This window comes from Gelidibacter sediminis (assembly GCF_004364975.1).
Lineage (GTDB): Bacteria > Bacteroidota > Bacteroidia > Flavobacteriales > Flavobacteriaceae > Gelidibacter > Gelidibacter sediminis.
The window spans coordinates 992,614-1,015,475 of the sequence record NZ_SOBW01000007.1; the positions used below are offsets into that span (position 1 = coordinate 992,614).

The following is a 22,862-nucleotide window of genomic DNA, read 5'->3' on the forward strand; positions in this document are numbered from 1 at the left end:
AAGATTTCCGTTTGCGCGGAACACACCTATGGGAAAAATAACAGGATTTTTAGAATACGAGAGAGTTGACGAGCCTTACTTAGCGGTTGCAGAACGATTGGAAAATTATAAGGAATTCACCATTCCACTAGAGGAGAAAAAAGTAAAAGAACAGGGCGCACGCTGTATGGATTGTGGCATTCCCTTTTGCCATAGTGGCTGTCCCTTAGGGAATTTGATTCCAGATTTTAATGATAAAGTATACAAAGGCCGTTGGAAAGAGGCTGCTCAAATTTTACATTCCACCAACAACTTTCCAGAATTTACAGGCAGATTATGTCCTGCTCCCTGCGAAGAAGCGTGTGTCTTAGGCATTAATGAAGATCCGGTGTCTATAGAAAACATTGAAAAAAACATAGTCGAAAAGGCCTTTGAAGAAGGATGGATTACAGCACGACCACCAAAATCAAGAACAGATAAAAAGGTGGCCATTATTGGTTCTGGCCCTGCAGGTTTAGCCGCCGCACAACAACTAAACCGAGCAGGACATACCGTCACTGTTTTTGAACGGGATGCCAAAGTAGGCGGATTATTGCGTTACGGCATTCCAGATTTTAAACTTGAAAAATCGATTATTGATCGGCGAATTGCGATTCTTGAGGAAGAAGGCATCACGTTTAACACCAACGCCCATGTAGGCCAAAATATCAGTATAGAAACCATTAAAGCCGATTTTGACGCTGTGGTTTTATGTGGCGGCGCAACCGAGCGCAGAGGCATCCCAATAAAAGGCAACCACCTAAAAGGCGTGCATCAAGCCATGGATTTCTTAAAATTAAACAATCAATTTGTAGACGGTTTAATCAGTGAAGATGCAATTTTATCTGCAAAAGATAAGAACGTCATTGTAATTGGCGGTGGAGATACCGGCTCAGACTGCATCGGAACCAGCAATCGTCATGGTGCCAAGAGCGTGACAAATTTTGAAATTTTAAGCAAGCCATCTGTAGGACGACCTGCACATCAGCCTTGGCCCTATTGGCCTATGCGATTAAAAACAACCTCATCCCACCAAGAAGGTGTAGAACGGTTTTTCAGTGTCTCGACCAAAGAATTTTTAGGAGATAAAAATGGAAACCTCAGCGGATTAAAAACTGTGGAAGTGGAGTGGATTTTTAATGAAGGCCAACGCCCTGAACTTAGAGAACTCCCTAATACAGAAAAACAGTGGGAATGCGATATGGTGTTGTTGGCCTTAGGCTTTATAGGTTCAGAAAAAACACTGGCAGAGCAATTTGGTCTCGAAATGGATTTTAGAACCAACATAAAAGCTGCAACCACGGATTACGCCACGAACGTTCCCGGAATTTTTAGCGCTGGAGATATGCGCCGCGGACAATCCTTAATTGTTTGGGCCATTTCGGAAGGCCGACAAGCCGCTCACCACGTAGATAAATACCTCATGGGCAGCTCTAATTTACCTCTTAAAGACGACAACGATTTGCCAAGAATTTAAAAAGAAATTAAAATTTTTAAGCATAAATTAGGATTTATTAAAATGTTTTTTGACTTTTGACGAACAAATGAAACACCATAACTTACATATTATTTCTATTATTAGCATCGTGATTATGTCACGCTGAGGAGGAATGGTACACTAAGTTTAAAAATATAACTAAAGCCTTCCTCTAATTGGAAGGCTTTTTTAGTATCACACATTTTGAAATAAATTATTTAGCGTAATGCAACAGAACAGCATCATTATTAGCATCATTATTATTAGCTCCAGTTAGTTGATACAGTATGCTATTCCCAAAAAAAGCCTGTATCAATTGAGATACAGGCTTTTTTTATTCAAAAGTTTAGCATTTTGAACATCATAAATAAACATACTTAAACGACTGAAAAACAATAACTTAAATATAAAACAATGACACTGAGTTTAATCGGACACAGCAATCTCAAAACACTCAAACAAACTGTTATATTAATTTTAAACTTTTAAATAATTATGAACGCTTACTATAACAACCAAACCATAATCTACCACAACGGTGAGTTTTTAAAGCCTGAAGCCGCATCAAGTAGTTTATATAGCCAAAGCTTACACTACGGTAATGGCGTGTTTGAAGGTATTAGATCTTATAAAACAGACGAGGGCACCAAAATATTTAGAGCGGAAGCTCATTATGAGCGTCTAAAATATGGCGCTAAGGTAATGGGCATCCCATTCAACTATTCTGTTGAAGAACTAATTGCAATCACTTATGAGCTCTTGGAACAAAACCAACTTCAGGACGCCTATATCCGACCATTAATCAGCACTGGGGTCAATATGGGACTGTATACGTCAAAAGAATCGTTTCTCACTATGCAATGTTGGGAATGGGGAAAACTCATGGGCGACCGCTTGTTACGTGTCAAAACCTCATCGTTTGAACGCCCTAATCCAAAATCGTGTTTCGTAGAAGCTAAGGTTACCGGGCATTATGTCAACTCCATTTTATCAACCAACGAAGCTAAAGATGCAGGGTATGACGAAGCGTTATTGTTGGATATGTATGGCAATGTTGCAGAATGTTCAGGAGCAAACATCTTTATGGAGAAAGATGGCAAACTTTTCACTCCTAAAAAAGGCAGCATTATGGCAGGAATCACACGTGCTACCATCTTAGAAATCTGTGAGGAAGAAGGCATTCCTGTTGAAGAAAAACATTTCAAATTAGAAGAATTAAAGCAAGCTGACAGTTCATTTTTTACAGGAACAGCAGCTGAGGTTGTCGGGTTAAAATCTTTAGATGATTACGAATTTCCTCTACCATGGACCGACTCCTTAGGTTATAAATTAATGCAGTTGTACCAGCAAGAAGTTTTGGGTCAACGTAAATCAAAGTTATCAAACGCACTATGAGTAATTTAAATAAATACAGTAAAACAGTTACCCAAGATCCAACGCAACCCGCTGCACAAGCCATGTTGCACGCTATTGGATTAACAACTGAAGACTTTTTAAAACCCATGATTGGGATTGCAAGTACCGGTTATGAAGGCAATCCGTGCAACATGCACTTAAATGATTTGGCCAAATTGGTTAAAGAAGGCACCAAAAACGAAGATATTATCGGATTAATTTTTAATACCATTGGCGTCAGTGATGGTATTTCTATGGGGACACCGGGCATGCGTTACTCCTTGCCGTCTCGTGATATTATTGCTGACTCCATGGAAACCGTGGTACAAGCTATGAGTTATGATGGATTGGTGACGGTAGTTGGCTGTGATAAAAATATGCCTGGCGCTTTAATGGCGATGATTCGTTTAAATAGACCAAGCATTTTAGTTTATGGTGGCACCATAGATTCTGGTTGCCATAATGGAAAGAAATTAGATATCGTTTCAGCTTTTGAAGCATGGGGCAGCAAAGTTGCCGGTACGATGGCAGAAACTGAATACCAAAGTATTGTTGAAAAAGCGTGTCCAGGCGCTGGAGCTTGTGGGGGTATGTATACTGCAAACACCATGGCATCGGCTATAGAAGCTTTAGGGATGACCTTACCGTTCAATTCTTCCAACCCAGCACTTAGTGATGCAAAACAACAAGAATCTATCCGTGCTGGAGAAGCCATGCGTGTCTTATTAGAAAAGGACATCAAGCCTTCAGACATCATCACTAGAAAATCATTAGAAAATGCAGTGCGATTGGTGACTATTTTAGGAGGTTCTACCAATGCCGTACTCCACTTTTTAGCTATTGCAAGAGCTGCTCAAATTGACTTTACCCTAAAAGATTTCCAAAATATTAGTGATAACACTCCATTTTTAGCAGACTTAAAACCAAGCGGGAAATACTTAATGGAAGACGTTCATGCTGTGGGCGGCATTCCTGCAGTTTTAAAATATCTTTTGAAAAAAGGCATGCTTCACGGCGATTGTTTAACCGTAACCGGAAAAACAATGGCAGAAAACCTATTGGATGTTGAGGACCTTACAGAAGGACAGGACGTTATCAAAACCATTGAGGAACCTATAAAAATCTCTGGTCATTTACGCATGCTTTACGGCAATTTAGCGCCTGAAGGAAGTGTGGCAAAAATCACCGGAAAAGAAGGTTTAAACTTTGTTGGGAAAGCAAAAGTTTTCGAAGGCGAATACGCTGCAAATGATGGAATTAGAGATGGAAAAGTTGAAAAAGGAGATGTTGTGGTTATCCGTTACGAAGGTCCAAAAGGAGGTCCTGGAATGCCAGAAATGCTAAAACCAACCGCCGCTATTATTGGGGCAGGCTTAGGAAATGATGTCGCGTTAATTACAGATGGTCGTTTTTCAGGGGGTACCCACGGTTTTGTTGTAGGCCATATTACTCCAGAAGCTCAAGAAGGAGGTCCTATTGCCTTGGTAAAAAATGGCGATATGATTTCTATTGATGCTGAAACAAATACGATAACCCTTGAAATTTCTGAAGAAGAACTTCAAAAACGCCACCGCGATTGGCAGGCACCACCACTTAAATTTGAACGCGGTGTACTATACAAATATGCAAGATCGGTTTCATCGGCATCCAAAGGTTGCGTCACAGATGAATTCTAATATATAATTAAGTAAAAACAATATTGAGATTCCTTTCCTTAACTATTGGAAGAAATGGAATAAAAAAAGTTTTCAATATGAAAGACACACAAACATTAGAAAAAGAACAATCTACAGCCACTAAAACGGTGCGTATTTCTGGTAGTGAAGCCATCATCAGATGTCTTATTGCTGAAGGTGTAGACATTCTTTACGGGTATCCAGGCGGTGCTATCATGCCGGTTTATGATGAACTTTATAAGTTTAGAGATCAAATCCATCATGTGTTAACACGTCATGAACAAGGCGCTACACACGCGGCTCAGGGGTATGCACGTATTTCAGGTAAAGTGGGTGTCGCTATGGCAACTTCCGGTCCAGGCGCTACAAACCTAATAACGGGAATTGCAGATGCACAAATAGATTCCACCCCAATGGTGTGTATCACAGGGCAAGTCGCTTCACATTTATTAGGTAGTGATGCCTTTCAGGAAACCGATATCATCGGCATTTCTACTCCAGTGACCAAGTGGAATCATCAAATTACCAAAGCGTCCCAAATTCCTGAAGTGATTGCAAAAGCCTTTTATATTGCAAAAAGCGGACGCCCAGGACCTGTGTTAATTGACATTACTAAAGATGCACAGTTTGAACAGTTTGATTTTTCTTATGAAAAGTGTAAAGGTGTCAGAAGTTATAATCCTGTTCCAAAAACAGATATTGACGATGTTAAAGCGGCTGCGCTTTTAATTAATGCGGCTAAAAAACCATTAATCGTTTGGGGTCAAGGCGTGATATTGAGTGAAGCAGAAGAGGAATTAAAAGCGGTTATCGAAAAAACCGGGATTCCTGCTGCATGGACCATTCTTGGAGCGTCAGCAGTTCCTACTGCCCATCCTTTAAATGTGGGAATGGTTGGAATGCACGGCAATTATGCACCAAACGTATTGACCAATGAATGTGATCTTTTAATTGCGATAGGCATGCGATTTGACGATCGTGTAACAGGAAATTTGGCTACGTATGCGAAGCAAGCTAAAGTGATTCACTTTGAAATTGATCCTGCAGAAATCGATAAAAATGTAAAAACAGATGTAGCGGTTTTAGGCGATGCTAAAGAAAGTCTGTCACAGTTATTACCGTTGTTAAAAGCAAATTCCCATGAAGAATGGCATCAAAAATTCAAGGATTTATATGCTATAGAATATGAAAAAGTGATAAAGGATGATTTGTATCCAACAAAAGAAGGTTTAACCATGGGCGAAGTGCTCAAAGAAATCAACATCCAAACCAAAGGCAACGCGGCTATTGTTTCAGATGTAGGCCAACACCAAATGATTGCTTGCCGTTACGCCGAATTTACCACGACTAAAAGTAATATTACTTCTGGTGGATTGGGCACAATGGGCTTTGCACTACCTGCTGCCATTGGTGCAAAAATGTCGGCTCCAAAACGTGATGTGGTGGCTATTATTGGCGATGGCGGTTACCAAATGACCATACAGGAATTGGGTACTATTTTTCAACAAAGAGTACCGGTAAAAATCGTCGTCCTAAACAATGAGTTTTTAGGTATGGTACGCCAATGGCAACAGTTGTTTTTCGAAAAACGCTATGCCTCAACTGAAATGACCAATCCTGATTTTGTAGCCATTGCAAAAGGCTATTATATTGACGCTCAAAAAGTAACGAAACGTGAAGATCTAAAAGCTGCAGTTGCTGAAATGATGGCATGTGAAGGACCTTACTTTTTAGAGGTTTGTGTAGAAAAAGAAGACAATGTGTTCCCAATGATTCCGACAGGTGCTAGTGTTTCGGATATTCGATTGGAATAGTTTTGTGGAAAAATGAATAGGGAGAAGAGAAAAGAGAGAAAAGAATCGTTATCAATTATATTAACATGAGTGAACCTAAAGCATACACCGTATCCATTTACACTGAAAATAACATTGGGTTATTGAATCGTATTTCGGCTATTTTTCAACGTCGTCACATTAATATTGAGAGCATCAATTCTTCAGTTTCTGAAATTGAAAATGTCTCAAAATGGACCATCGTAGTGAAACTTCATGAAGAGCAGATGAAGAAAATCATCGGACAGATTGAAAAACAGGTAGAGGTCATAAAGGCCTATTTCCATACTGAAGATGAAACCATTTATCAGGAATCGTGCTTATTTAAAATCAAGTCAAATTTATTGTTTGATGAACGCCGTCAAATTGAATCGATCATTAAAGATAATAACGCACGAATTGTAACCGTAAATAGAGAGTTTTTCGTCATCGAAAAATCAGGGCGTAAAGAGGAATTAGAAGTATTATACAGAGAATTAAGTGTTTTCGGAATCATGCAATTTACCCGTTCCGGACGGATTGCAGTGACCAAGGACGAAATGAAAATATCAAAAATGCTTGAAGCATTTCAACATTAAAAATCAAAGAAAATGTCAAATTATTTCAACACATTACCATTAAGACAACAATTAGAGCAATTAGGACAATGCCGATTTATGGACGCGTCAGAATTTGAAGATGGCGTAAACGCTCTAAAAGGAAAGAAAATAGTTATAGTAGGCTGTGGTGCCCAAGGTTTGAACCAAGGTTTGAACATGCGCGATTCAGGTTTGGATATTTCCTACGCCTTACGTGAGGCAGCCATTAAAGAAAAACGTGCCTCTTATAAAAATGCAACGTCCAACGGCTTCAATGTGGGTACTTATGAGGAGCTAATTCCTTCAGCTGATTTGGTACTGAATTTAACGCCAGACAAGCAACATACGGATGTTGTAAAAACGGTGATGCCTTTGATGAAAAAAGGAGCAACATTAAGCTATTCCCACGGATTTAATATCGTGGAAGAAGGCACTAAAATCCGTGAAGATCTTACGGTCATCATGGTGGCGCCCAAATGTCCAGGTACTGAAGTACGGGAAGAATACAAACGTGGCTTTGGTGTACCAACATTAATTGCAGTACATCCAGAAAATGATCCAGAACAAAAAGGTTGGGATCAAGCTAAAGCGTATGCGGTTGCAACAGGTGGCGACAGAGCTGGTGTTTTGGCATCATCATTTATTGCTGAAGTAAAAAGTGATTTAATGGGTGAGCAAACCATTCTTTGTGGGGTGCTTCAAACTGGATCAATCTTGGCTTTTGACAAGATGGTTGCAGAGGGCGTAAACGCCAATTATGCTGCAAAACTGATCCAATTGGGATGGGAAACCATCACAGAAGCCTTAAAACATGGTGGCATTACCAACATGATGGACCGTTTATCAAACCCAGCAAAAATTAAGGCCCATGAATTGTCTGAAGAATTAAAGACCATTTTGAAACCCTTGTTTGAAAAACATATGGACGATATCATCTCAGGTCATTTCTCACAAACGATGATGGAAGATTGGGCAAATGATGATGCAGATCTATTAAAATGGCGTGCTGCTACTGGCGAGACCGCTTTTGAAAAAACAGAATTGACTACAGATCACATCTCAGAACAAACCTATTTTGATCATGGGGTACTTTTAGTAGCCTTCGTTAAGTCAGGTGTTGAGTTGGCGTTTGAAACTATGGTTAGCGCTGGTATTATTGAAGATTCCGCTTATTATGAATCACTTCATGAATTGCCATTAATTGCCAACACTATCGCTAGAAAAAAACTATACGAGATGAACCGGGTTATATCTGATACAGCAGAATATGGTTGCTATTTATTTGACCACGCATGTAAGCCTTTATTGGAGGATTTCATGAAAAATGTCGATCCGAATACCATCGGAAAATCATATGCAAAATCTAATAGTGTTGATAACCAAGAGTTAATCGCAGTTAATGACGCTATCAGAAACCATCCTATTGAAACGGTTGGTAAACGATTGAGAGCTGCAATGACGGCCATGAAAGTTATAAAAACAGATGCTGAAGTAGAAGATTCAGTATTGGTCTAATATCAAAAAGAATCTATAATTAAGGCAGGAAGTAATTCCTGCCTCTAACAACAAACGATGAACGTTGATACTAATATATATTCCCCAAGTATAGCCGCCGTTGAAGCTGCCGCTAAAAGACTACAAGACGTTGCGGCGGTAACTCCCTTAATTGAAAATTTCCGCTATTCAAAAGAACTTGAGGCAAACATTGTTTTTAAACGCGAAGATTTACAACAAGTACGTTCCTATAAAATTAGAGGAGCTTATAATAAAATGTCGTCGCTAACGCCTACGCAGGTAGAAAACGGAATAGTGTGTGCAAGCGCTGGTAATCACGCGCAAGGCGTGGCCCTCTCTTGCAAATTATTGAAAATAAAAGGGACTATTTTCATGCCCTCACCAACTCCAAAACAAAAGATTGAGCAAGTAACAATGTTTGGTGAAGACTTTATTGAGGTCGTGTTGGTGGGCGATACGTTTGATGATGCCAATAATGCCGCAAAAATGGAATGTGAGCGTTTGAATAAAACTTTTATCCATCCATTTAATGATGAAAAAGTCATTGAAGGTCAGGCCACGGTAGGTTTAGAACTTATTGATCAGGCACAGCACCCCATACACTATGTGTTTGTTCCTGTAGGTGGTGGTGGATTATCAGCTGGTTTATCCTCAGTCTTTAAGCAGTTGTCACCAAACACAAAGATTATTGGTGTAGAACCGAAGGGTGCTCCATCCATGTCCACCTCTTTAAGCAACAAGCGCAATACAGAATTGAAAGAGATCGAAAATTTTGTGGATGGTGCTGCGGTAAAACGTGTGGGAGATTTGAATTTTGCTATTTGTCAACAAAATCTACACGAAATGATTACGGTTGATGAAGGTAAAGTTTGTGAAACGATTTTGGATCTTTATAACAAAGATGCCATTGTTGTAGAACCTGCCGGTGCCTTGAGTATCGCCGCCTTAGACCAATATGCGGACGAAATAAAAGGTAAAAACGTTATTTGCATTATCAGCGGCAGTAATAATGACATTACCAGAACTGCTGAAATTAAAGAACGTGCACTATTATATGCTAACTTAAAGCATTATTTCATCGTCAAGTTTCCGCAACGTGCGGGTGCATTACGTGAATTTGTGGTAGACATCTTGGGCCCTACTGATGATATTACCTATTTTGAATATACAAAAAAAACAAATCGTGAAAATGGCGCAGCTGTTGTAGGGGTAGAACTCAAAACATCAGATGATTTAGAGCCGTTAATTACAAAAATGAAACTCCGTAATTTCTATGGGGATTACCTCAACGACAAACCCGATTTATTTCAATTTTTAGTTTAAATACAACCTTATGAACATTCCAGAGCAGTACCAAATAAAATCATTAATCCACCAAAACAGCTATTTGGTTGATGGCGAATTAAGGCCCTGGTCTGGAGAAACCTCAGAGGTGTATTCTACAATATCCTCAACGCCTAACTATGCTCCAACCTTACTGGGCACCATTCCTACTTTAGGAGAAAAAGAAGCTTTGGAAGCCATGGATGCCGCGGTTAACGCCTATAATAAAGGTCAAGGTTTATGGCCTACTATGAAGGTGAAAGACCGCATTGCTTGCATGGAAAAGTTTGTGGCCCAAATGAAAACCAAGCGTGATGCCATCGTGAAATTGTTGATGTGGGAAATTGGAAAATCCCTACCAGATTCAGAAAAGGAATTTGATAGAACCGTGGATTACATCTACGACACCATTGAAGAATACAAACAATTGGATAGAGACAACGCCAAGTTTGAAAAAAATGAGGGTGTGTATGCCCATATCCGCAGAGGTCCATTGGGTGTGGTATTGTGTTTAGGGCCTTATAATTATCCTCTAAACGAAACCTTTGCCCTATTGATCCCAGCATTAATCATGGGTAACACCGCCATTTTTAAACCTGCCAAGTTTGGAGTTTTGTTGATATCGCCTTTGTTGGAAGCGTTTCAAAGCAGTTTCCCTAAAGGTGTGGTCAACATCATTTACGGTCGCGGTCGAACGGTTGCTACCCCAATCATGCAATCTGGAAAGGTTGATGTATTAGCGCTTATCGGCAATAGCAAATCGGCCAATGCCTTGCAAAACGAACATCCTAAAAGCAACCGTCTTCGTTTGGTATTAGGTTTAGAAGCAAAAAACCCTGCGATTGTACTAAAAGATGCCGATTTAGATTTGGCTATTGACGAGTGTATTGCCGGTACGACCTCTTTTAACGGACAACGTTGTACAGCGCTTAAAATAGTCTACGTACATGAAGACATTGTAGACGAATTTAATAAGCGTTTTGCTACCAGAGTCGATGCTTTAAAATTTGGAAATCCGTGGGAATCTGGCGTGAAATTAACCCCTTTACCAGAACCTGATAAACCGCAATACATACAAGAATTAATTGATGATGCGCTTGCTAAAGGTGCTACCATATTAAATGAAAAAGGCGGCGAAACCACGGAAAATTATATTTTCCCTGCAGTGCTATATCCTGTAAACAAAGACATGCGTGTGTTTCAGGAAGAACAATTTGGACCTGTGATTCCTGTACTGTCATTTAAAGATATTGACGAACCACTAGATGACATGGCAGAGTCCAATTACGGACAGCAAGTGAGTTTGTTTGGAAGTGACATTAAAACCCTGGCGCCGCTAATTGACACGTTGGTAAACTTGGTGTGTAGAGTTAATTTAAATAGCTCTTGCCAACGCGGACCTGACGTGTATCCTTTTACAGGCCGAAAAGATTCTGCGGTGGCCACTTTAAGTGTCCATGATGCCTTGCGGTCTTTTTCTATCAGAACTTTCGTGGCTTCCAAAGACAATGCCTACAACAATGCCATTTTAAATAACCTATTAGATAGTAAAGCTTCAAATTTTGTAAGCACAGATTACATACTTTAAAAAAAGTTAAAATTAAATTGAGTTGTAAAATAAAATGTTACTTTTGACCCATGTTTATAATGAAAAATAAAATACGTCCATCTAGTCCCGCACGCATGTTGCGCAGACGCTGTGCATTCTAATCTAAAAAAGAGTCGCTAACGTATATTTATTTTTTACACCTTGATCAAATCATCACACATATTTTCCTCCTCAAATACAGTTGTTACAAATAACAATCGTGTCAGGACAAGTCATTTTCTGTTCCGCCGCCCTTAAGGGTGCGCTTTATTTTGGGAACTTAGGTGAGTCCGGTTCCGTTTTTCCGACAACATATCTTTAATTTTTTTTAATCTAAATATCAACAACAATGGACATTGTTATTGCTAATAAATCTCATGCAATTTATGCACAGATCATTTGCGACACCATTGCCGAATCTGCTAAAGTAAGAGGTACGGGTATTGCAAAACGAACCCCTGAGTACATCATTACAAAAATGGAAAACGGGAATGCCGTTATCGCATTAGATGGCGACACCTTTGCGGGCTTTTGTTATATTGAAGCGTGGAGCCACGGTAAATTTGTGGCTAATTCCGGATTGATTGTACATCCAGACTATAGAGAGCAGGGCTTAGCCAAGAAAATCAAAGCGCGTATTTTTCAGCATTCACGAGAGAAGTTTCCAGATTCAAAAGTATTCAGTATTACTACGGGATTGGCTGTTATGAAAATGAATAGTGAATTGGGCTATAAACCCGTCACGTTTTCAGAATTAACAGACGATCAAAGTTTCTGGAACGGCTGTCAAACTTGCAAAAATTATGATGTATTGCAACGTACAGAGCAGAAAATGTGCTTGTGTACAGGGATGCTCTACGATCCGAAAGCAAAAGACAGCAACGAACCTCAACATATAAAAACCAAAACATTTCAAAGATTAAAGCAAATCAAACAGGCTTTGTTTTTAAAAAAAGATAAATCATGAGCAAAAAATTAGTTTTAGCCTATAGCGGCGGATTGGATACTTCGTATTGTGCGGTACATTTAAGTAAGGATTTGGGTTATGAAGTTCACGCTGTAAGTGTGAATACAGGCGGATTTACATCTGAAGAAATCAGTACTATTGAATCAAATGCCTACAAAATGGGCGTTTCTACCTATAAAAATTTAGATGCCGTAGCCTCATATTACAATAAAGTGATCAAGTATTTGATCTATGGCAATGTATTGAAAAACAATACCTATCCTTTATCAGTAAGTGCGGAACGTATTATTCAAGCCATAGAAATTGTTGAATACGCTAAAAGTATCGATGCGCAGTATATTGCTCACGGTAGTACTGGTGCAGGAAATGACCAGGTAAGATTTGATATGATTTTCCAAACCTTGGCACCTCATATTGAAATCATCACCCCAATTAGAGATTTGAAATTATCTAGACAGGAAGAAATCGATTACCTCAAAAAGAACGGTGTGGATATGTCTTGGGAAAAAGCTAAATACTCCGTCAATAAAGGGCTTTGGGGAACAAGCGTTGGTGGTGAAGAAACCTTAACTTCAGAAAAATCATTACCAGAACACGCGTACCCATCACAATTGACCAAAGAAGGCGAAGAAAAAGTCACCTTAACTTTTAAAAATGGACAATTTACAGCGCTAAATGGCAATTCTGATGCGCCAGAAAAAAATATTGAAGCCTTAAATAAAATTGCATCTGCGTACGCTATTGGGCGTGACATTCACGTTGGAGATACTATTGTAGGTATTAAAGGCCGTGTAGGTTTTGAAGCTGCAGCAGCATTGATCACCATTAAAGCGCACCATTTATTGGAAAAGCACACGCTTACCAAATGGCAGTTGCAACATAAGGAGTACCTCTCTAGCTTCTACGGCATGCATTTACACGAAGGTCAATATTTAGACCCTGTTATGCGCAACATTGAGGCGTTTTTGGAAAGTAGCCAGAAAAATGTTTCTGGAGATGTTATAGTGACCTTAAAACCGTATCATTTTATGTTAGACGGTATCAGCTCTGATCATGATTTGATGAATGCGAAATTTGGAAGTTATGGCGAGCTCAACAAAGGATGGACCGCAGATGAAGCCAAAGGATTTATTAAAATCGTTGGGAATCAAAATAAAATTTATCACCAAGTAAATTCAGAATCATGATAGACGTTGGTATTATTGGAGGTGCAGGTTATACGGCGGGCGAATTAATCCGTTTGCTCCTCAACCATCCAAAAACAAACCTTAATTTTATTTACAGCACCTCAAACGCCGGAAATAAAATTCACAAGGTGCATCAAGATTTAGTGGGCAGTACAGATTTAGAGTTCTCTAGCACCATTAATCCTGAGGTTGACGTTTTATTTTTGTGCTTGGGGCACGGTAATTCGAAAGCGTTTTTAGAGAGTCATAGCTTTTCGTCTAAAACTAAAATCATCGATTTAAGCAATGATTTTAGACTGGAAGCGGATCGTGATTTTCAAGGCAATCATTTTGTTTACGGATTGCCAGAATTGCATAAGGAAACCATCAAAAAAGCCAACTTTATCGCGAATCCGGGGTGTTTTGCAACGGCCATTCAATTGGCGCTTTTGCCTTTAGCCGCTTTTCAATTATTAAAAAGTGATGTGCATGTTAACGCCGTTACGGGATCAACAGGCGCTGGCACGTCGCTGTCTGAAACCACCCATTTCACTTATCGCGATAATAATTTTTCACATTATAAAGCGTTCACCCATCAACATTTGGGAGAAATCAATGAGCGCATCCAAGACTTACAGAAAAAGTCTACATCTGAGGTCATTTTTGTACCTAACCGAGGGAATTTTTCGAGAGGTATTTTTGCCACCGCATACACTGATTTTGAAGGCAGTTTAGACGATGCAAAAACCTTGTATAAAACCTATTATCAAGATGCGGCATTTACAGTAATTTCTGATGAAGACATCCATTTAAAACAAGTGGTCAACACTAATAAATGCATACTTCATTTGCACAAACACAACAATAAACTTTTGATAACGAGCATTATTGACAATTTGCTGAAAGGCGCTTCAGGTCAGGCCATTCAAAACATGAATTTGATGTTTGGTTTTGAAGAAACCGAGGGATTGCGATTAAAGGCTAATTATTTTTAATCAATTCAGAAGCCATTCAGGTTTGAGAATAAATACTATAAAAACATTCGTGTATTCGTGGCAAAAAAACAAGAAATAACTCAAAGTTGAATTAATAAGATACCCGCCAATTCATATGAAGCGGCGTCGAAATACGGTCATAAAATGAAAATAGCAATCATCGGTACAGGAAATTTAGGCAAGTCCATCGCCAAAGGGTTAATCACCACTAATGCGATTACCACTTTATACCTGTCCAAAAGAAATACAGACAGCATCGCAGAATTTGAAGGTTATAAAAATGTTTTTATAACTTCAGATAATGGGGAAGCTGTTAAAAATTCTGATATTCTGATTTTAGCCGTTCAGCCTGCACATTTAGAACATGTATTGCAGGATATCGCTGGACTCATCACTGAAAAACATGTGGTCATTTCAACGGTTACCGGATTTCTAATTCCTAAAATTGAAGAAATTATTGGCCCAGATCAGTTTATCATCAGAGCGATGCCAAATACGGCAATCGCCGTTGGGAAATCGATGACCTGTATTTGTAGCAATACATTGGGCGCAAAACGCATTAAGATAGCACAGGCAATATTTAACCGCTTAGGACATTCTTTGGTGATTCCTGAGTCTCAAATGCAAGCCGCAACAGTCATATGTGCTAGCGGGATTGCTTTTTGGATGCGATTGATTCGCGCCAGCACCCAAGCAGCCATTCAATTAGGATTCGATGCAAAAGAAGCTCAAGAATTGGCGATGTATACCAGTGAAGGTGCCGCAAATTTATTAATCGCCAACGGACATCATCCTGAAGAAGAAATTGACCGAGTCACCACACCTCAAGGTTGCACCATAGAAGGGTTGAATGAAATGGAACATAAAGGCTTGAGTTCTTCACTAATCCACGGCATGATTGCATCCTACAATAAAATAAGTAACATTAAAAAAGAACAACTATGAGTTTATTTAATGTCTATCCGCTTTTTGATATCACGCCAGTGCGTGCAAAAGACCTCGCGGTTTATGACGATAAAGGTGTGGAGTATTTAGATTTATACGGCGGTCATGCGGTTATTTCTATTGGACATTCCCACCCCACCTATGTGTCAGCCATTTCTGATCAAGTAAAAAACTTGGGGTTTTATAGCAATGCGATTCAAAATCCGCTACAACAATCTCTAGCGTCTGAACTTGAACGCATCTCCGGTTGTCAAGACTATCAGTTATTTTTATGTAATTCGGGCGCTGAAGCCAACGAAAATGCATTAAAACTCGCTTCTTTTCACACCGGAAAAAAGAATGTCGTGGCGTTTAAAAATTCGTTCCACGGACGTACCTCAGCGGCTGTTGCGGCTACGGATGACCCTAAAATTGTGGCGCCGTTAAACGCGCAACAACATGTGGACTTTGTAGCATTGGGCGACTTGGCAGCGGTTGAAACTATTTTAAAAAAAGGAGAAACCTGTGCTGTGATTATCGAATGTATTCAAGGCGTGGGTGGTTTAGATGAAAGTACTCCGGAATTTTACATCGGTCTTGAAAAACTTTGTAAATCGTATAAGGTCATGCTGATTGCCGATGAGGTACAGTCCGGATTTGGAAGAACTGGCGATTTCTTTGCCTTTCAAAAATACGGTTGGACTCCAGATATTATTGCGATGGCAAAAGGAATGGGCAACGGCTTCCCAATTGGCGGAATTTTAATCCACCCAAACATTAAAGCATCCTTTGGATTATTAGGGACCACTTTTGGAGGGAACCATTTAGCCTGTGCAGCCTCTTTAGCGGTTTTGAAAGTTTTAGAATCGGAAAAATTAATGGCAAATGCCGATGAAATGTCAGGCTATTTTATTCAGAAATCGCAGAATTTACCGCATTTAAAAACGGTAAAAGGCCGCGGGTTAATGTTAGGTTTAGAATTTGACTTTTCGGTAGCAGAGCTGCGTAAAAGCCTCATCCATAAGCATAAGATATTTACCGGAAGTGCCAAAAACCCGAACTTAATCAGGATTCTTCCACCATTAACCATTCAAAAAAAACATATCGATTTGTTTTTTGAAGCCTTAAAACAGGAGTTATTATTAATGAATGGTGGACAGTAATTTCAAACCTCACAGGTTTTCAAAACCTGTGAGGTTTAAGAAAACATAATTGAAAAATAAATTTCTGATGAAAAAATATACCGAAATAAAAGATATTTCCAACATATCTGAAATGATTAAGGAAGCGATTTTACTCAAAATGCAACCTTTAGAATTTTCGGAATTAGGAAAACACAAAACCTTAGTCATGTTGTTCTTCAACTCGAGTTTAAGAACCCGACTAAGCACTGAAAAAGCAGCACGTAACTTAGGAATGCATGTGAGCATACTGAACGTCAACGACGCTTGGAATATAGAATTTGAAGATGGCAGCATTATGAATGCCGGTAGTTCAGAACACATCAAGGAAGCGGCGCAAGTTATTTCGCAGTATGCGGATATTATCGCGGTGCGCGCCTTCCCTAGCCTAACGGATAAAGAAAAGGATGCTTCAGAATTTATCCTTAAAAGTTTTATAAAATACGCCACAGTGCCAATCGTCAATATGGAAAGTGCCACCGCACATCCGTTGCAAGCCTTGGCAGACGCGATTACCATTACAGAGCTTTCTGAGACCCGTAAACCTAAAGTGGTGTTGTCTTGGGCGCCACACCCAAAAGCGTTGCCTCAGGCTGTTGCAAATTCGTTTGTGGAAATGATGCAAACCATGGACGTAGATTTGACCATCACCCATCCAAAAGGTTATGAACTCGATGCCAACATCACCAAAAACACGCCAATTAATCACAATCAGGAGGACGCACTAAAAGATGCTGATTTTGTCTATGTGAAAAACTGGAGCAATTATAAAGATTATGGTAAGGTCTTAAACGAAGATCCGAAGTGGATGATGACCCAGGAAAAATTGGGCAAGGCTAAGTTTATGCACTGCCTACCGGTAAGACGAAATGTAGTGGTAGAAGACGCGGTTTTGGATGGCGATCAATCTGTGGTCATCAATCAAGCCAATAACAGAACCTTTGCGGCGCAAGTGGTATTGAAAAACATATTGGAAAATTTATAAATTTTTAGAGGCCTCACAGTCCCGTATTTTCGGGATGAAACCTGTGAGGTCTTGGAAGAAAAAAAAATTCGCTGGAGTTCATCTTGAGCGAAGTCGAAAGACACGGGCATGGCATGAAAACACTAAAAATCATAAAAATAGGCGGCAATATCATTGATAATGACGCGGCACTAGCGTCCTTTTTAGAGGCTTTTGCAGCTATTGAATCGCCAAAACTATTGATTCATGGCGGCGGAAAATTAGCAACTCAACTCGCCAATCAACTGGGTCTTGAAGTGAAGCTAATTGACGGCCGACGCATTACCGATCAAGCCACATTAGACCTCATCACCATGGTATATGCCGGGAAAATCAACAAAAACATTGTCGCGCAATTGCAGTCTAAAAACTGTAATGCTATCGGGTTTTCGGGTGCAGATGGGAATACTATTCGTTCTAAAAAACGTCCTGTAACAACTACGGATTTCGGTTTTGTGGGCGATGTTGAAAAAGTAGACACCAAAATTCTACAAGTGTTGTTAGATCATAAGGTGACGCCGGTATTTTGTGCACTAACCCACGATAAAAAAGGACAACTCCTAAATACAAATGCCGATACCATTGCCTCAGAATTGGCTATTGCTTTTGCGGACCAATATCAAACCGAATTATACTATTGCTTTGAGAAAAACGGGGTCATGCGGGATATTGCGGATGAATCGTCAGTCATAAAAAAAATAACGACACAATCCTATCAAGGGTTAATTGATGATAAGATTATCGTTGACGGCATGCTACCAAAATTAAATAATTGCATTCACGCTGTCCAAAAGAACGTTTATAAAGTGTGTATTGGCAAACCAGAGATGTTGTTTGACGCCACTGCAAATTTTACAACCATTACCAAATGATAGAAAAACTGACCACAGATGCCATTGCATTGCTTAAAAAGTTAATCGAAACACCATCTTTTTCCTCTGAAGAAGATGAAACAGCTTCGCTTGTTGAGCAATGGTTTGAGAAACGAGCTATACCTTACACACGAACCAAAAACAACGTTTGGGCCACTAATAAGTATTTTGACGATTCCAAACCGACCTTATTGCTCAATTCGCACCACGACACGGTTAAACCAAATACCGCTTACACTAAAGATCCTTTTAAAGCGATTGTGGAAGACGGGAAATTATTTGGATTGGGAAGCAATGATGCTGGTGGTTGTTTGGTATCGTTAATAGCGACGTTTACCTATTTTTATGAGCGTCCCAACCTCAACTATAACTTAGTTCTTGTAGCGTCCGCAGAAGAAGAAAGCAGCGGCCCTAATGGACTTAATAGCATGTTGGCGGTTATTCCGCACATTGATGTGGCTATTGTGGGCGAACCCACCTTGATGCAGCTCGCCATTGCTGAAAAAGGGCTGGTTGTGTTTGACGCCAAAGTTAAAGGCACGCCAAGTCATGCTGCGCATCCTAATGATGACAACGCCATTTATAATACGATTGAAGTTTTACAATGGTTTAAAAACTATAAATTTGATAAGGTTTCGGCTGCCTTAGGAGAAGTTAAAATGACAGTTTCCCAAATTAATGCAGGAAAACAACACAATGCCGTGCCTGCAGAAGTGGATTTAGTGGTTGATGTGCGGGTGAATGATTGCTACACTAACGCTGAAATTGTGGAAATTCTACAAAAAGAATCGCCGTGCAGTAGCATCATCCCTAGAAGTTTACGTTTAAACTCGTCGTCCATTCCTGAAGATCACGCATTGGTAACGGCTGGCATCGCTTTAGGAAGATCCACCTATGGGTCGCCAACACTTTCAGATCAGGCAACCTTAACTTGTCCGTCGTTAAAATTAGGCCCGGGTGATAGCACGAGATCACATTCTGCGGATGAATTTATTTATATTCGTGAGATTGAGGATGGGATTGGGTTGTATGTGAGGTTGTTGGAGTGGATACTTTAAGTAGAAAAAAGAACGAAGAACCAAGAACCAAGACTTGATCTTGCTTCCATCCAAATATTGGTTCAAAATGAAAATTAATTAATAAAAATGAAAGCGGGAAGCGATTCCTGCCTTCGCAGGACTATTATGAAACTCTGGGATAAAGGAATAAGTATTGACAAAAAAATAGAACAATTCACCGTTGGTAACGATAGGGAAATTGATTTGCATATTGCTAAATATGATGTGCAGGCTTCTTTGGCGCACGCTAAAATGTTGCAGTCTATTGGTATATTATCTGAAGATGAATTGGAGCAATTGCAAGGTGGCTTAGAAACTTTAGCGCAGCAAATTGAAGACGGCACGTTTACCATTGACGCGCAGTTTGAAGATGTGCATTCTAAAATTGAGTTTGAATTGACCAAAACTTTAGGTGAGGTTGGTAAAAAAATCCACACGGCGCGTTCTAGAAACGATCAAGTTTTAGTGGCCTTACAGTTGTTTTACAAAGAAAATCTTGGGAGTATTCACGAGAAAACTGAAGTGTTTTTCAACACCTTGTTAAATCTTGCCGAAACTCACAAAAAAGCGCTACTTCCTGGATATACGCATTTACAAGTGGCCATGCCTTCCTCCTTTGGCTTATGGTTTTCTGCCTATGCGGAATTGCTGGTGGACGACGTTTATTTACTCAATGCGGCCTTAAAAACGGTGGATCAAAATCCGTTAGGTTCTGCAGCGGGTTATGGCAGTTCTTTTGGTATTGACAGAGAATTGACCACTAAAGAACTACAATTCGCTACCTTAAAATATAATGTTGTGGCCGCCCAAATGGCGCGCGGAAAAAGTGAACGTACCATTGCGATGACTTTAGGTAGTTTGTGTAATACTATGGCGCGTTTTGCTATGGATATTTGCCTTTATATGAGCCAAAATTTTGGGTTTATTACCTTCCCGGATGAATTGACTACAGGAAGTAGTATTATGCCTCATAAAAAGAATCCGGATGTGTTTGAGTTGATTCGTGGAAAGTGTAATAAAATTCAAGCTTTACAGACCGAGATGGTGTTAATTACCAATAACCTTCCAAGTGGTTACCACCGCGATTATCAATTGTTGAAAGAAAATATGATTCTTGCCATTAATGATGTCAAGGATATTTTGGATATTTTCACCTATGCCATTCAGCAAATTGAGGTCAAGGATATCGATTTAAATGATGCTAAATACCAGTATTTATTCACAGTAGATAATATCAATACCTTGGTAGAAGGTGGAATGAGTTTCCGTGAAGCATATCAAATTATTGGAAAACAAGTACAGGAAGGCACGTATAAGCCCGATACGTCAAAGGCACATTCGCATGTGGGGAGTATGGGGAATTTGTGTTTAGATAAGATTAAAGCGAAGTTTCCGAAGTTGTAATTTAGTTTTCGTTTTCAGACACTTAAAGAAAAAATTAAATCAACCTATAAACAACGAAAAGCATCCTTCACGGATGCTTTTCTACTGTGCTACTATTAAAAATCTGACTAACAATATTAACTTAAATAATAGTAGATTGTCCTAAGTGAATGTTTGTAAAATTCATGTTGGTATCTTTCGGATTATTGATGAAATCCTCAATAAAGTCACCCACTTTGGTTGTAGTTATATGATTGAACTTACTGTTCAATTCTGGTGTGGTAATGTTCAATTTCAACGATTTCTCTACCCCTTCCCTGATCAATTCTGCTTCTTCAAAAAGTTCAAAATGATCTAACAACATCGCTGCTGATAAAATGGAAGCAATCGGGTTAGCGATGCCTAAATCTTTTGCCTGCGGATAAGAACCGTGGATCGGTTCAAACATGGCAAAGTAATCACCAACTGACGCAGAGGCTAAAAGTCCGATAGAACCTCCAATAACACTTGCTTCGTCGCTAATGATATCGCCAAACATATTCTCTGTAAGAATGACGTCAAATTGTTTTGGGTTTAAGATGATTTGCATGGCGGCATTATCCACAAATAAGTAGTCCAACTTCACGTCTTTATAGTCTTGCGACACTTCGGTTACCACTTTTCGCCATAACCGCGACGATTCTAACACATTGGCTTTATCAACTAAAGTCACTTTGCGTTTACGAGATTGTGCTGCTTTAAAGGCCAAATGGGTAATACGCTCAATTTCTGCACGTGAATACACACATAAATCTGATGCCGTGTTGCCATCTTCACTGAGCGTTTTTTCACCAAAATAAATACCGCCGGTCAACTCTCTATAAATGCAAATATCAGTGCCTTTTATAAATTGTTTTTTTAGCGGCGATTTATCCAAAAGCGTGTCATAAGCTTTTACGGGTCTGATATTCGCAAACAAGCCCAATTCTTTACGCAGCTTTAACAAGCCTTGTTCTGGGCGTACTTTGGCTGCCGGATTATTATCATATTTAGGATCTCCAATAGCGCCAAATAAAATAGCATCTGAATTTTTACATAAATCGAGTGTCTTTTTTGGCAATGAATCTCCCGTTTCATCAATTGCTACGGCACCTACAGGTGCATATTTAAATTGAAATGAATGGTCAAATTCTTGTGCAATCGCTTTCAAAACTTTAACAGCCTGAGCGGTTACCTCTGGTCCTACGCCATCTCCTGGCAATACTGCTATTTTTAATTTCATATAGTGTGGTGAAGACGACATAATGGCCTTCGTGTTTTAGTTATTATGGTGCTTAAATAAGCGTTTTTTCAAAGTGTTCTATGGTATCTTTTTTACTCAGCAAATAATCAATGTCATCATAACCATTGATCATACACGTTTTTTTGTAGGCATCAATCTCAAAAGGCTCCACATGATCTGAACCTTCTATTCCGATGGTCTGTGCTACCAAATCGACCGTGATTTTTGTTGGCGGATTCGCTTTAATCGCGGTCATTAATTCCTTTAAAAATTCAGGTGTCACCTGAACTGGCAGCAAGCCGTTATTCAATGCATTTCCTTTAAAAATATCTGCGAAAAAGCTGGATACAATCACTTTAAATCCATAATCGGTTAATGCCCAAGCCGCGTGTTCTCTACTACTTCCGCATCCAAAATTATCGCCTGCCACTAAAATAGGTCCTGCGTATTGCGGTTGATTTAACACAAACTCAGTATTGACAGTACCATCTTTTTGGAAACGCCAATCTCTAAAGGCGTTTTCACCAAACCCCTCACGATTGGTGGCTTTTAAAAATCGCGCAGGAATAATCTGGTCCGTGTCGACGTTTTCAATGTCTAACGGAATTGCTGTTGCGGTTAATGTTTTAAATTTTTCCATTGAAAATTTA

The 22,862-nt window shown here is 39.5% G+C and carries 19 protein-coding genes; 17 read left to right on the top strand and 2 right to left on the bottom strand.

The features are described from left to right. The first annotated feature begins 28 nt into the window (after positions 1–28). From BXY82_RS04215 to argH, 17 genes are all read left to right on the top strand, one after another. Complete coding sequence (locus BXY82_RS04215) at positions 29–1,495, top strand: glutamate synthase subunit beta (RefSeq protein ID WP_133756916.1); 1,467 nt, start codon at positions 29–31, stop codon at positions 1,493–1,495. 495 nt (positions 1,496–1,990) lie between these two features. Continuing rightward, positions 1,991–2,890: a branched-chain amino acid transaminase gene (locus BXY82_RS04220; RefSeq protein ID WP_133756917.1), complete on the top strand. Its 900-nt coding sequence runs from the start codon at positions 1,991–1,993 to the stop codon at positions 2,888–2,890. Then, on the top strand, positions 2,887–4,566 hold the full coding sequence (ilvD, locus tag BXY82_RS04225) for a dihydroxy-acid dehydratase (protein ID WP_133756918.1): 1,680 nt from the start codon (positions 2,887–2,889) through the stop codon (positions 4,564–4,566). The genes BXY82_RS04220 and ilvD overlap by 4 nt, the downstream gene beginning before the upstream one ends. 77 nt (positions 4,567–4,643) lie before the next feature. Next, positions 4,644–6,380 carry a biosynthetic-type acetolactate synthase large subunit gene (ilvB, locus tag BXY82_RS04230; RefSeq protein ID WP_133756919.1) on the top strand — a complete coding sequence of 579 codons (1,737 nt, stop codon included), beginning with the start codon at positions 4,644–4,646 and terminating at the stop codon, positions 6,378–6,380. Positions 6,381–6,445: 65 nt separating this feature from the next. After that, positions 6,446–6,976 carry an acetolactate synthase small subunit gene (gene ilvN / locus BXY82_RS04235; protein WP_133756920.1) on the top strand — a complete coding sequence of 177 codons (531 nt, stop codon included), beginning with the start codon at positions 6,446–6,448 and terminating at the stop codon, positions 6,974–6,976. Between the two features lie 12 nt (positions 6,977–6,988). Next, positions 6,989–8,491 (top strand): ketol-acid reductoisomerase, encoded by a 1,503-nt coding sequence (gene ilvC / locus BXY82_RS04240; protein WP_133756921.1) that lies wholly within the window; start codon positions 6,989–6,991, stop codon positions 8,489–8,491. Between the two features lie 57 nt (positions 8,492–8,548). Then, the gene (ilvA, locus tag BXY82_RS04245; protein ID WP_133756922.1) at positions 8,549–9,814 is read left to right on the top strand and encodes a threonine ammonia-lyase IlvA; all 1,266 of its coding nucleotides are present in this window, start codon (positions 8,549–8,551) and stop codon (positions 9,812–9,814) included. Positions 9,815–9,824: 10 nt separating this feature from the next. Beyond that, complete coding sequence (locus tag BXY82_RS04250) at positions 9,825–11,402, top strand: NADP-dependent glyceraldehyde-3-phosphate dehydrogenase (protein ID WP_133756923.1); 1,578 nt, start codon at positions 9,825–9,827, stop codon at positions 11,400–11,402. Between the two features lie 349 nt (positions 11,403–11,751). Next, complete coding sequence (locus tag BXY82_RS04255; RefSeq protein ID WP_133756924.1) at positions 11,752–12,369, top strand: GNAT family N-acetyltransferase; 618 nt, start codon at positions 11,752–11,754, stop codon at positions 12,367–12,369. Beyond that, on the top strand, positions 12,366–13,556 hold the full coding sequence (locus tag BXY82_RS04260) for an argininosuccinate synthase (RefSeq protein WP_133756925.1): 1,191 nt from the start codon (positions 12,366–12,368) through the stop codon (positions 13,554–13,556). The genes BXY82_RS04255 and BXY82_RS04260 overlap by 4 nt, the downstream gene beginning before the upstream one ends. Further along, positions 13,553–14,530, top strand: a complete 978-nt coding sequence (gene argC, locus BXY82_RS04265; RefSeq protein ID WP_133756926.1) for an N-acetyl-gamma-glutamyl-phosphate reductase — start codon at positions 13,553–13,555, stop codon at positions 14,528–14,530. The genes BXY82_RS04260 and argC overlap by 4 nt, the downstream gene beginning before the upstream one ends. A gap of 144 nt (positions 14,531–14,674) precedes the next feature. Next, positions 14,675–15,475, top strand: a complete 801-nt coding sequence (gene proC / locus BXY82_RS04270) for a pyrroline-5-carboxylate reductase (protein WP_133756927.1) — start codon at positions 14,675–14,677, stop codon at positions 15,473–15,475. Continuing rightward, positions 15,472–16,617: an aspartate aminotransferase family protein gene (locus BXY82_RS04275; protein ID WP_133756928.1), complete on the top strand. Its 1,146-nt coding sequence runs from the start codon at positions 15,472–15,474 to the stop codon at positions 16,615–16,617. The genes proC and BXY82_RS04275 overlap by 4 nt, the downstream gene beginning before the upstream one ends. Positions 16,618–16,684: 67 nt before the next feature. Next, positions 16,685–17,620 carry an N-acetylornithine carbamoyltransferase gene (locus tag BXY82_RS04280; protein ID WP_133756929.1) on the top strand — a complete coding sequence of 312 codons (936 nt, stop codon included), beginning with the start codon at positions 16,685–16,687 and terminating at the stop codon, positions 17,618–17,620. A gap of 113 nt (positions 17,621–17,733) precedes the next feature. Then, positions 17,734–18,510, top strand: a complete 777-nt coding sequence (gene argB, locus BXY82_RS04285; protein WP_133756930.1) for an acetylglutamate kinase — start codon at positions 17,734–17,736, stop codon at positions 18,508–18,510. Next, entirely contained in the window at positions 18,507–19,568 is a 1,062-nt protein-coding gene (locus tag BXY82_RS04290; protein ID WP_133756931.1) for a M20 family metallo-hydrolase, read from the top strand. Before argB ends, BXY82_RS04290 begins: the two co-directional genes overlap by 4 nt. 126 nt (positions 19,569–19,694) lie before the next feature. Continuing rightward, complete coding sequence (argH, locus tag BXY82_RS04295; protein WP_133756932.1) at positions 19,695–20,972, top strand: argininosuccinate lyase; 1,278 nt, start codon at positions 19,695–19,697, stop codon at positions 20,970–20,972. 121 nt (positions 20,973–21,093) lie between these two features. Here the strand turns inward: argH and leuB are convergent, their stop codons facing one another. Together leuB and leuD are read right to left on the bottom strand one after the other, a co-directional pair. Beyond that, positions 21,094–22,212, bottom strand: a complete 1,119-nt coding sequence (gene leuB, locus BXY82_RS04300; protein ID WP_133756933.1) for a 3-isopropylmalate dehydrogenase — start codon at positions 22,210–22,212, stop codon at positions 21,094–21,096. Between the two features lie 52 nt (positions 22,213–22,264). Continuing rightward, the gene (gene leuD / locus BXY82_RS04305) at positions 22,265–22,852 is read right to left on the bottom strand and encodes a 3-isopropylmalate dehydratase small subunit (RefSeq protein WP_133756934.1); all 588 of its coding nucleotides are present in this window, start codon (positions 22,850–22,852) and stop codon (positions 22,265–22,267) included. Positions 22,853–22,862: the final 10 nt, after the last annotated feature.